We start from the raw sequence: 11803 nt of genomic DNA, 5'->3' as shown, positions 1-11803 counted from the left end.
CGCGCAGATTTTATCAACACAGGCGATCGTCTCGGAATCGTTCGGATAGACCCCGATGAAAATGTCGTACTTCTCGTAGAGGACCACGCGCGCGGCGTACTCGGCCATTTTGTTGACCACCCCGCCCTCCTGCCATGCCGGCACGAACATCGCGACCCACTGTTCCGGGGCCAGCTTTAACTCCTTGAGCGGAACCGGCGGCGTTTTCCGGTTTTTGAACAGATAGCCCAGAAACAGCGAATCAAAAAAAAGATCGTCGAGTCCGCTGACGAGGAATCCGATCGCGGCGACGTAAGCGAGGATCAGACTGGTTTGTTCGATGAGGTCCATTACCACCTGACGCCGACCGAAAGACCGGCGCGAAAGTCGTCGTACCGGCCCTCGGAGTTGCCGCGCGTGCCCCGATCATCCCGACCCATGTAGTAACCTTTGAGCCATTCACCACGCAGGACGACCTCGAGTCCGCGGCGCGGCGCCCAGAGCCAGCGCAAACCGGGCCCCAGTTCCACCAGGTTGTCGAAGTAGTTGCCCCTCGCATCCCAGGAGATGTTCTGGACCGCGTACATGTCGAAACCGACGTGCGCGCCGAGCTGGAAAACGCGGAATCCTTCGTGTGTTTGACCGTATCCGATCCAGTCCGCATATCGCTTGTAGTATGAAAAATCGGCGCCCGCGTCGGCGAACCAGTCCAGTCGCCAGAAAAAGCGCCTTGCCGCGGATGGCTCCGCTGTTTCCTCGCCGGCCGAAAGAGCCGGCACGAAACCGGTCGTGGGGATGAGTTCCCCGGGAGTGATCGCGCGCAGGACGGTGCCGGGGCCCCAGGACTTGAATCCATACACCCCGGCGCGAAAATCCTCCGTCCAGTTCCCGCCGTCCCGTCGGCCCAGCAGGTCTTTGTTCAATCCACCCGAAACATAGAAATACAAATATTCCGCCGCCAACGGTTGCGCGCGCAGCCCCAAAGAAACGTCCGTGAAGTTATCGGAGATGACGCTCCGCTGACCTCCGATGCGCGACCGCGTATCCACGGAGAAGCGGAATTCCTGGAAGGGTTGGAGCCAGCGCGCGTGCGGAACAAAAGTGCCGTGCCGCACGAATCCCGAACCCACCAGCGTTCCGAACCTGCCGAGATAATCTCCCGACAGGTAAGCCTCTCCCCAGTACCAGCGGTCAAGATTGGCTGCGGATGGAATCGCTTCAAGCCGCCGGTCCGCTTCTTGCGCGACGGGTTCGCCGCGATGTTCGCGTTTGATCTGTTTCAGTGCCGCCGCGGCGTTCTGCCAGCGGCGCGCGCGGATGAGTAAATCCGCCCGCAGCAACGCGAGGTCGGCTGCCTCCGGATGGCCCACGGTCAACCGCCCGGCTAGTTCGAGCGCGCGTGCGGTTTCGCCCAGCGCCTGCAACGCGTACAGCCGCTGCATTTGTATCAACCAGGGGAGCTCACCCCGCCCCTCCAGCTCGTCCACCGCGGCGACAACCTCCCGGTGCTGGTTCCGGGCCGCCAGTTCAAAGACGTGCTGCTCGGCGCGGCGCGTGGCGGAAGGCACGGCGACCTCATTGAGCCGCTTCGCGGCTTCCTCGGCCACCGGTGTGCCGGCGAAATCCTGCCGCAACTGCTGCAGGATCTTGATCGCTTCGTCGCGCTGATCGTTTTCGGCCAGAAGCTGGGACCGCAACAGCGCCAGGTCGGTGGCCCGGGGATGTGCGACGGCGAGCGCGGCCGCTTTTTCCAACGCCACGGAGTATTCGCCCAGCGCCTCCAGCGCGTAGAGGCGTTGCAGTTGTAGAATCCAATCGACCTCCCCTCGTTTCTCCAACTCGTCGATCGCCGCGACAACGGCTCGATGGTTGTGTCGTCGGTCCTCGTCGAAGACGTGCGTCACGGCCCTGTTTTTTTCGCGGCGGGCGGAATCGGCGCGGAGTTGTCTCTCCGCTTCGAATGCCGCGGTCGTGCCGGAATGGTCGCGCGCAACTTGCCGAAGAATTTCGGCCGCGTCATCCCACCGGTCCTGTTCCTTCAGCAGCCCGGCCCGGAGCAGCGCCAGTTCCGCGTCGTTCGGGTTGACCACCGCAAGTTTGTTCGCGCGGGACAACGCGCGGTTCTGCTGCCCCAACGCCTGCCAGGCGTAAATCCGCTGCTTTTCCAACACGAGGGACACAGGACCCGTTTTTTCGAGATCATTGATGGCCTCGACAACCTCGTGATGTCGTTGCTGTCGCGCCAGATCGAAGACACGCTCCCCCGCTTCCAGTTCAGCCGCGGCCTGGAGGCGACGCGCGGCTTCAACCGCGGACGCCGTACCCGCGTTGTCGCGCTCGATCTGTCGCCAGATGGAAACCGCTTCAGGACGGCGTCCGATCTGCGCCAGCAGGTCAGCACGCAGCAACGCAAGATCGGGAGCGGAGGGGTGGTCAAGCGACAGGCGACTGGCAATATCCAGCGCGAGCGAATACTGGCCCAGGCTTTGCAGCGCATAAAGCCGTTGCATCGCCATGGCAAAGGACAGCGGAGCGGTCTTTTCCAACGCGTTGACGGCATCGATGACCTCTTGATGTTTGAATTGTCCGGCCAGATCGAAAACCCTGCGTTCGGCTTCAAAACGCCTTTCTCGCGCGACGTCCTCTTGGAGGCGGCGGTTGGCCTCGATCGCGGCAAGCGCAAGATCGTGGTTCGAGGAACGCTCCAGCTCGGCAAAAACCCGACCTGCTTCCGGGTAACGCCTGAGGGTGACATATTCGACTCCAAGCCGGAAATAGGCGACCTCGTATCGCGGATTGTTCTTGTGGATGTTTTCGAGGGCGTTCGCAGCTTCGTCATGCCGATTCAACTGCGACAGCAACGCCGCATAATCAAACGCCGCGCGCAAGTCCGCGGGGTTCTGCTCGACGTACTCCCTGAACAGCACGGCCGCCTCTTCAAACCGCTTCTGCTCATAAAAACTGTACGCCTGGAACCGGGCGGAGTCACCGCCTCCGACCTCCGTCCCGGCTGCCGATGCGCGTGTCACCAACAACACCATCGATGCCAGATAGAGAAAGGCCTTCCTCATCAATTCGCCTCGTTAAACTCGAAAAGTTCGCAGTCACCCGCGCCAGTCCGTTGGAATGTCCTTTCCCCGGACGTAACAACTGGCTCGCGTTTTTCCACCAGCAGCCTGCCCGTCCGATCGTACGCCCTGGATCGTACCGCCATGTTCCGCAGTCTGATCGTGCGCCGGGCATTGCCCGTCAGTAACAGGGCATCCGGCAGTTCGACGCAGTTGTCCAAATCCGCAAGATCAAGGAACGGAACCTGAAATCGTTCGAGGGTTCCCACCACGGCAGCGAGCTTTTCAAGGGATTGATAGGGGTGGATGGAACAACCCGCCGTCGCGCCGCGCAACCGGGTGATGATTTCGGCGCGCAACCTGATGGGGTCGTCGAACCCCGAAGGCGTGTCCCGCACATAGCCGAGGTTCTCCGGAACGATCAGGCGTCCGTAGCTGTCAATCGTCAGCCCGCCGGTTTCAGCGTTCGCCAGGCATGTCGCATCCGACAGTTGAACGCGCTCAATCGCGGTTGAAAACCCGCGCGCGATTTCGGAATACGCGGCGCTTGAAGCCGCGTAGTCCGGTGTCTCCCAAGCCAGCGGGAGCAATCCGTGGCGCAACATCCGGCGGGCTTCCTGGCGCAACTGATCGCTGACAGACTCGGACGTTTGCCCGGCGATCGGGCGGTCAAGTTGCGCGTCCCAGAATTCGTACCCCTCGTCCCTTTCGTTGGCGTGGGCGCGCGAACCGCTCCGCATGACCAATCGGCCGCCCCGCTGCTCCGCGTAACGCAACGCCTCCACGAATTCTGGCTGGGAATCCAGGTCGCGCAGTTCACCGGACGACGGGTCGCGGTAATCCGGACGGACGGCGACCATGAACGGATGGCCGCGCGCGAACAGGTAATCCACCATGCGGCGAAATTCACGGTGATTGCACTGGCAATGGTAATCTTCGATCCGCAGGAAAACGCGCGGAGCAGGGAATTGTTTGACCGCGAAAAAATCGAACAGCAGATCTTCGAACAACAATCCCATCATTCCGACGGAGGGATCGGAGGCGAAGAACGTGGCGTGGGCCGCTTTCCAACTGAGCGGGCTTGTCGCCTGCGGACTCGAATCCGGGTCCGGCACCGACATCAACACCTGCGCGGTGGAATTGGTCGCAAGACGGGCCGGGATCCACGAATCCACCGCGACCGGCCAATCGCGTCCCCTATAACTCACCTTGGTGGCACTTCTGGCCGCGGTGAACTCGGAAATGTCGAACTGGCCCTTGAACGGAGCCATCTCCGCGAGTCTGTCCGCGCCGTAACCGATCCAAAGCACCGGCTTGTTTGCTCCGGCAATCGAATGGAGAAAGTCATTTGACATGTCGGGCAGGGATTGCGGGCAATACACCACGATGTAGTCCGCGCCGGCAACGCGATCCGGCGTTGCATTCGAAATCACCATTACTTCCACACGGGTGGCGACCCGTTGGAGGTGCAGTTTCAGAGCCTCAAGACCGTTTGCCAGCGAATAGGCCGGACGCGTATTCGCATAAAAAACCAGCGTTCGCGCTTCAGCACCGGCACCCGCGACGGGCCGCATCGGGGCCTCGGTCGCGGCCTGGAGCGCCGCGAGCGACACGGCGTTCAGGACGATCATGATACGCGCGGTTGCGGACGGTCTCATGAAATCTCCCCGATCGAGTGTTGGCGGACACTGGCCTGCTTCAAAAGATGGGCGCGCTCCCACATAAACAGGAAGCGGCAGCCGACAATCAGAATGAAAAGAACGCCGCAGGTGTAGAACACGATGGTGTTTGCACGGCCCTGCCCGCGCAGACGGGACATCTGCGCCGCCAAACGCTCCTGCGTCTCCTCGACGCTGAGGCCGGCCGGGATACTGTTTTGAATTCGCTCGGCCAGCGAGTCGCGCGCCGGGTTCCGTGTATCGTACGCCGCGACTCGACCGAGGGCATCCATCGCGCAAACATTGCCGTGCAGCTGGCTGGCCGCCTCCGGCGCCGTCAACATCCGGAGAAGGGTCGGGGTGGTGAACTCCCGCCAGCCTCCGGCGGCAACGAGCAATTCACCTCGAGACCACGGCGAGGTCATCATCTGCATGAACGTAAGCGTGGGTTCAAAAGCGGCGATGTTCACTTCGCGTCCCTGCATTCGGGCAGAGCCGCGATCTTCATCGGTGATCGTTACCAACACCGGCGACTCGGGCGGCAGTGCGGCGTCCCATTGACCGACCGCACCCAGTAAGACGACCGACCGGTCCGCCAGGCGCACCACCGGAGGCGGGGATGTTTTCGAATAGGTGCAAACCTCCGGCCACAGCACGGGCGATGAAGGGAGCTGTTTTCCCAGAGTCATCGATACCGCCAGCAGCCATCGCAGTTCTTCTCGCGACGGGTTTTCGGGAACCAAAAAAGCGGCGCGACGCAGGAAGCTGTCGCGCAGGAGAAGCCGACCGGCCTGGCTCAGGTCTTGGACACGCGTCAGAGAAGGCGTCGTCTGCAACTCCGAATCGCCGGAAACAGCAACCCATGGTTCTTCTTCCTTGCGGGCATCGCATTCGACTGACGCCACGTCCAGCCGCGCGCGAAATGTGAGTGTCATCGGATCGCGGCCACTCAACCCCCCGGGTAGGGACACGTCGGTGAATCCCGCCGCCGCAGTATCCGCCGCAAGCTCGACCGTCCCGGCTTTTATGCCGTTGACGAGCATTTCAAGCGAAGATCCCGGAATCAGGAGAGCAGTCGAATGATTGAATCGCAGGTGTAGCACGCCGGAGGAAAGCTCGAAACCAGGCGGCAAACGCCAGCCCGAAATGGATTGTTCACTCGTGTGAATGCCGCTCAGCCGGATCTGCCGGACACCCAAATCCTTGAGAAAAACTCGCGTCGCCCCCGGCTGCGCAATCGCCTCCAGTTCTGGAGAAACAGCCGGCGTTGTGTCGATGACGATGGGGTTCGGGGGCGCTGACTCAAGCGCCGCGGCACTGCCCAGTGTCAGGACCGCCTTCTCGAGACCATCGTCGTCGGCTCCCGCCACGAGTAACCACCGATGTTGGTCCGGCAGGACGCCTTGAATGAATTCAGCGATTAATCCCTGCCCGGCCCGCAGCGATCCCAGTTTTTCAGTCACGTCTGGCGGCACCGACACACTCGCAACCTCGTCCTTCAGCCCTACGATCAAACCGTTTCGATCGCGCATCTCCGTCTGCCAATCCTCAATGGGAGCGACTCGGCAGTCGTCAACGTCCATGTAGCCGGTTTGACCCAGGCGGGCGCCGATGACAGCGCAGGCGCGCAGATGCGCGGCGCGGACTTTCGCAGGAAACAGCACTGTCACTGTGATCGGCTTTGGATCGGTCGAGTCGCGCCCGGCGTGGAGGAGCTTCTCCTCGCCCAGGGAGCCAGGAAACCGGAGTAGTTCAGGAAACAAAGGCAACCGTTCGAATCGGGTCGTCAGAAATGAGTCCGCCTGGCGAATCGTCCATGTTCCCGGTTCGGGTGCCGCGCCCGGGTCCACGTCGGGTTTTTTCAGAATGAATCCAACGGTAACACGGTTCCACCCGTGCGCGAGCCAGCCGTCCGGGACAGGAAAGCGAACGCGAATGGCGATGTCGTTGATGTTGGTAAGATTCTTTCCCTCCACCGTGGCGCCCGAAAGCCGTTTACCGTTGAGCGAGGCGTTGATGGTGCACAAGCGCGAAAGGACCTCCAGGGTCGGGTACAAAGCAAGTCGCAGCTCGCCGCCGCCACGAAAGCCGATATGTTCCGGGAATCGAACAAAGAAATCCTTGACGGCCCAGTCCCCGCTGAATTGCTCCTGATCGGTCCGGATTAGCGGAAGGGAAATCGATTCGACGGTCCCGGCGGGTCCCTCGCGTCCGACGCTACCCGCTGGTTGTCCGGTCAACGGAGACGAAATCAGCGTTGCGCAGAACAGAAAGAAACCTGCGTGCTTGTTGTGCATTTTCAACCGGACCGGCGCGAAGAAAGGTCCATGCCCCCGGCCTGTCGGCGCTCCGAAGTATCAATCAGCGCCGCCAGCTTCGGGCCACGCCGCGGAAACACGGCGTCCTCATTTCACGAATAGACGTTCAAAGGGCACACCACTTTTGAGTTGTTGGGTCCGAACGATGCCGAAGTTGTAAACGCTGTTCGCGGGTTGGTCAATCATCGTCCGCACAGCTCAGAGAGGAATGACGAGCATTTGCGATTACGCAAGCGGCAGGATGTTGGCTCACCTCACTGTGTCTCGATCATGGACTCGACGGGGGACAACCGTGTGTGACGGGAGTGATCGGCTCCGCGTTTAACGGGCCATTCGCCAGTGGCATGTCTGCTGCTGGACGGTAGCTGTGCAGGCCATTTCCTCGATTCTGGTGATTGACGACGACGGGGCGGCGTTGGAAACCATTTCCCACGTGCTGAGTGCCCTGGGTGTCAGAGACGTGTGTGAAGTGACCAGCGCGGAGCGTGCGCTCGAAATTCTCGGGTCGCGACAATTCGATCTGATCATCGCCGATTATCGGCTTGGCGGGATGGACGGGGTGGAATTTCTTGAACGCCTTCGCGCGGCCGGCAACCAAACCCCGCTTCTGCTGCTTTCCGGAGCGCCCGACAAGGCGGGTGTCATTCGTGCCACAAGCCAGCCGAAGGTCGATTTCTTTGGCAAACCATTTCGCGTTGCTGAACTGGTCGGCGCCATGAACAAGCTGGTCTGCGCCTGAGCCGCAGGTTTAGCGGGCCTGTTTTCGCAGGCGTTCCTCGAGGATTTTCACAATGCGGCGGGCGGCATGGCCGTCTCCAAACACGTTCGAAGGCCTGTTCATGTTGCGGTACGTGTTCGCGTCACGCAGCAGGCGCTCGCTCTCCTGCGTGATGCGCCCGGGATCCGCTCCCACCAACTTCAAAGCGCCGGCCCGGACACCTTCCTGGCGCTCCGTGTGCTCCCGCAACACCAAAACCGGTTTGCCTAAAGCCGCAGCCTCCTCCTGCACCCCACCCGAGTCCGAAAGAACAAAACACGCGTGTTTGAGCACGGAGAGGAACTGGGCGTAATCAAGAGGCGGACACAAGACCACATTGGGCACCGAACCGAGGCGTGGTACAACGGCACGCCGCACCTCCGGATTCGGGTGAACCGGAAAGAGAACGATGATGTCATCATGCGCTCGCGCGACCGTCTCAATCGCACCGGCGATCCGCCGCATCGGCGCACCGAAACTCTCCCGCCGGTGGCAGGTCACCAGCACGAGTCGGCGCTTCATCCCTTCCCGGCCGACAAGTTTCCGCAGAGTCATGTCGTTGTTCCGAGGCGCCATCCAGCGCAACGCGTCCACCACGGTGTTGCCGGTAAGAAAGACTGCCCGCCCGGGCGCTCCCTCGCGCTTCAACTGTTTGACGGCGTCCCGTGTCGGCGCAAAGTGCCAGGTGGCCAGTGCGCCCAGCAGCCGCCGGTTGATCTCTTCTGGAAAGGGCGAGTAACGGTCTCCGGTGCGCAGTCCAGCCTCGACATGGCCCACGGGAATTCGGTGGTAGAAGGCGCACAGACCGCCGAACAACGCCGTGGATGTGTCGCCCTGAACCAGCACAGCGTCCACCGGGTGCGCTTCAAGGTAGCGGCCCAGCGCGGCTGCGAGGCGGCTCGAGAGATTCCACAAGGTCTGGCCGCGGCGCATCATCTGGAGATCGTCAAACCGGGTAATGCCGAAGTCGCGAAAAACCTCGCGCACCATCTCCCGATGTTGCGAAGTGGAAATCGTCACGGGAAGCAGGGCGCGTGATTGTCTCAATGCCCTTATGACAGGAGCCATTTTTATTGCTTCAGGCCGGGTCCCGACGATCACGGCAACGCGCGGTTTCTTCATTTGTTGATGTGCGACCGGAGGCGAGCATGCCGACAAGCGAGCGGAAACTCCAGCATTCACGCACAGTCTCTCTCGCGTTCGTTTGCATGCGTGGGCGAATGGCTCTCTCATTCTGGTTTCGAATCTGCGCAGCCGGAGGCTCGTGGTGCGTGCGTCACGTACGGTTCATCATCTCTGTGCTTTACGATGCGGGTTTTTTCGCTACACTCGCGCCTCATGGTTGTCCTGAAAACGAGCAAACTGTTCAGCGGAATGCTTGCCGCCGAATTACAGGCTCTGGAACAGACCGCTCAACTCAAGTCCTACAAAGCCGGGCGCAATATTTTTCAGGAAGGGGATCCCGGCGACGGGCTCTACATCATCGTCGAGGGCAGGGTGCAAATCACCTGTTTGGTGGGTCAGGATCAGCGGCGCGTTCTCTCCCGGATTGGGGAAGGTGATTTCTTCGGTGAAATGGCGGTACTGGACAGCCAGCCGCGTTCGGCAACCGCCACAGCCGAGACAGATACCCAGGTTTATTTCATTCTCCGGGACGATTTGCTCAAAATCCTTGCTCGTTCGCCGAACCTGGCGGTCGGTCTGGTCAAGGAGTTCAGCCTGCGCATGCGGGATTTCAACCATCAGTACACCCAGGAAGTCCTCCAGGCAGAACGTCTGACGCTCGTGGGGCGTTTCGCGCGGTCCATCGTCCATGACTTCAAGAATCCGCTCAACATCATCGGCATCTCGGCCGAGATGGCAGCGATGGACAACGCCACGGCCGAGATGCGCCTGACCGCCAAGAACCGCATCCGCAAACAAATCGATCGCCTGAACAACATGATCAACGAGCTGCTCGAATTCACCCGCGGCTCGGCCTCCACCGTTGTCCTGGCACGGACCGATTACGCTGATTTCGTCAAGCAACTCGTCGACGACATCCGGTCGGAGGTTGCGGCCAAATCAGTGACGGTCGAGTTGGAAAATGATCCGCCGGCGATTGCGCTGCTCGTGGATCCGACGCGGTTGCCGCACGTCTTTTACAACATTATCAACAACGCGTGCGACGCCATGCCGGACGGAGGCAAGGTGAAAATCCGGTTTCGGCGGCATGAAAATGAAGTGGAGACCGAGATCGAAGACACCGGCAAAGGGATCGCGCCGGAAATCGCGCCCCGGTTGTTCGAGGCTTTCGCCACCTACGGCAAGGCGCAAGGCACGGGCCTTGGTCTTTCCATCTGCAGAAAAATCGTGGAGGACCACTACGGCAAAATAAATGCCCGCAGCGAGCCGGGCCGTGGTGCCATCTTTGCCTTCAGCCTGCCGATTCGAAGAGAAGACGGGCACAAGGGTTGACGGGATCCGTCGTCGCCCACGGCTGACACCGGGAGGAAAATTCCATTCGATTTTCCCGGCGTTGCTTCTAGCCTATCGGCATGAACCGCATCCGCCTCCTGTCCGAACTGGTCGCCAACCAGATCGCCGCCGGGGAAGTCGTCGAGCGGCCTGCGAGCGTGGTCAAGGAACTGGTTGAAAACGCGCTCGACGCGGGCGCCAGCCGCATTACGGTCGAAATCCAGGCGGGAGGTCGCAGCCTGATTCGCGTCACGGACGACGGATTCGGCATGAGCAAGGATGACGCGCTACTGTGCCTGGAACGCCACGCCACCAGCAAAATCCAGAAGGCCGAGGACCTCGTGGCAATCGGGACCCTCGGCTTTCGCGGCGAGGCGTTGCCCAGCATCGCCAGCGTCAGCCGGTTCACGCTTACGAGTTGCGAGCGTGGCGGCGACTCTCACGGGGCCGTGCAGGTGATCGTTCACGGCGGGAAGATTATGGACGTCAAGTCCGCCGGCCATGCGCCGGGAACGAGCGTCGAGGCGCGTCAGTTGTTCTACAACCTGCCGGCCCGCCGGAAATTCTTACGGAGTGAGGAAACCGAACGCACCCACGTCCAGCACTACCTGACGCTGGCGGCCCTGGCTTTTCCCGGGGTCGGCTTCACCTTTCTCCAGGACCAGCGTGTCGTCTGGCAGCTGCCGCCGCTGAAGAGCGACGACCGGCCTGTGTCCAGATTGGCTGCGCTTCGGGAACGGTTGCGCGCGTTGCTGGGAGGGGAAATGAAGCTGCTGCCGGTGGATGTGACCGCAGACATCGATTCCGGGGATGAGCTTGACGAATTCCGCGAGGCCCCCCCCGTGGCCGGCGAGTGTGGCTCGTCCCTCCGCATCTGGGGCTTCATTGGCGCGCCGGGAGTTTCGCGGGCGACGCGCCAGGACCAGCACCTCTTCGTCAACCGCCGGCCTGTGGAAAATCGCGCGCTCAACTACGCGTTGCTTGAAGGTTATCACACGGCATTGATGAAAGGCCGTTATCCCGTCTGCTGTTTGCTCCTCGAACTCGACCCCGCAGAAGTGGACGTCAACATCCATCCCGCGAAAAGGGAAGTGAAGTTTCGGCGCGAAAGGGCCGTGCGCAGGGAAGTGGCCGGAGCCGTGCGCCGCACGTTGCTCGCATTTCACACGGCGGCGTCCGCGGCCAAAGGCAGGCCTGAGCCAGGGGCGGAAGTCCCGAAGGCCGGGCGGAACCCGTCTGACAAAACTGCCCCAGTCGTTCCCGAGACGAAGGACTTGCCGCACCTCCTGTCGCCACCGGCCGAACCGATTTCAAACCGGCTGCCGCCCTTGTCGCAAGCAACGCTCGCAGCGCCGGCCGCAACGGTGAATCCTTCCCCTTCGACGGTTTCGTCCTCAACAGTCCGTGGTCTTCAATCAAATTTTTCGTCGGTGTCCACCGCCGCCGTGCCATTGTTGAAGGTGCCTCTGCGTCTGGTCGGCGTCATCGGCAGGCTTTACGTCGTCCTTGAATCCGATCGCGGCCTGGTGCTGATGGACCAGCATGCGGCGCACGAGCGGATTCTCT

At 61.4% G+C, this 11803-nt stretch carries 8 protein-coding genes; 3 read left to right on the top strand and 5 right to left on the bottom strand.

Features of this window, described 5'->3' with window-relative positions; translation table 11 throughout:
* From nfrB to VN887_11970, 4 genes are all read right to left on the bottom strand, one after another.
* A partial coding sequence (nfrB, locus tag VN887_11985) for a glycosyl transferase family protein (protein ID HXT40723.1) occupies nucleotides 1-330 on the bottom strand: 330 nt, incomplete at its 3' end.
* Nucleotides 330-3050, bottom strand: coding sequence for a tetratricopeptide repeat protein (locus tag VN887_11980; GenBank protein ID HXT40722.1), 2721 nt, complete (start codon nucleotides 3048-3050; stop codon nucleotides 330-332). The genes nfrB and VN887_11980, both read right to left, overlap by 1 nt.
* Nucleotides 3050-4705, bottom strand: coding sequence for a DUF2334 domain-containing protein (locus VN887_11975; protein HXT40721.1), 1656 nt, complete (start codon nucleotides 4703-4705; stop codon nucleotides 3050-3052). Before VN887_11975 ends, VN887_11980 begins: the two co-directional genes overlap by 1 nt.
* Nucleotides 4702-7002, bottom strand: a complete 2301-nt coding sequence (locus tag VN887_11970) for a cellulose biosynthesis cyclic di-GMP-binding regulatory protein BcsB (GenBank protein HXT40720.1) — start codon at nucleotides 7000-7002, stop codon at nucleotides 4702-4704. Before VN887_11970 ends, VN887_11975 begins: the two co-directional genes overlap by 4 nt.
* Before the next feature lie 388 nt (nucleotides 7003-7390).
* Between VN887_11970 and VN887_11965 the strand changes: the two genes are divergently transcribed.
* The gene (locus VN887_11965; GenBank protein ID HXT40719.1) at nucleotides 7391-7762 is read left to right on the top strand and encodes a response regulator; all 372 of its coding nucleotides are present in this window, start codon (nucleotides 7391-7393) and stop codon (nucleotides 7760-7762) included.
* Between the two features lie 9 nt (nucleotides 7763-7771).
* On the opposite strand, the gene wecB is transcribed toward VN887_11965, so the two are convergent.
* Nucleotides 7772-8902 carry a UDP-N-acetylglucosamine 2-epimerase (non-hydrolyzing) gene (gene wecB / locus VN887_11960; GenBank protein HXT40718.1) on the bottom strand — a complete coding sequence of 377 codons (1131 nt, stop codon included), beginning with the start codon at nucleotides 8900-8902 and terminating at the stop codon, nucleotides 7772-7774.
* A gap of 216 nt (nucleotides 8903-9118) precedes the next feature.
* Here wecB and VN887_11955 point away from each other — a divergent pair, with 216 nt between their 5' ends.
* Together VN887_11955 and mutL are read left to right on the top strand one after the other, a co-directional pair.
* Nucleotides 9119-10237, top strand: a complete 1119-nt coding sequence (locus VN887_11955; GenBank protein ID HXT40717.1) for an ATP-binding protein — start codon at nucleotides 9119-9121, stop codon at nucleotides 10235-10237.
* An 80-nt stretch (nucleotides 10238-10317) separates the two neighbouring features.
* Nucleotides 10318-11803 (top strand): DNA mismatch repair endonuclease MutL (mutL, locus tag VN887_11950; protein ID HXT40716.1); only part of this gene is annotated, 1486 nt, incomplete at its 3' end.

Origin of the sequence: Candidatus Angelobacter sp., assembly GCA_035607015.1 — a bacterium.
GTDB lineage: Bacteria > Verrucomicrobiota > Verrucomicrobiia > Limisphaerales > AV2 > AV2.
This window is presented reverse-complemented; position numbering and strand designations above follow the sequence as displayed.

Excerpts from the sequence above, each read along its gene's own strand:
- VN887_11980 (HXT40722.1), bottom strand. The coding sequence starts at position 3,050 with ATGAGGAAGGCCTTTCTCTATCTGGCATCGATGGTGTTGTTGGTGACA.
- VN887_11975 (HXT40721.1), bottom strand. The coding sequence starts at position 4,705 with ATGAGACCGTCCGCAACCGCGCGTATCATGATCGTCCTGAACGCCGTG.
- VN887_11970 (HXT40720.1), bottom strand. The coding sequence starts at position 7,002 with ATGCACAACAAGCACGCAGGTTTCTTTCTGTTCTGCGCAACGCTGATT.
- wecB (HXT40718.1), bottom strand. The coding sequence starts at position 8,902 with ATGAAGAAACCGCGCGTTGCCGTGATCGTCGGGACCCGGCCTGAAGCA.
- VN887_11955 (HXT40717.1), top strand. The coding sequence starts at position 9,119 with ATGGTTGTCCTGAAAACGAGCAAACTGTTCAGCGGAATGCTTGCCGCC.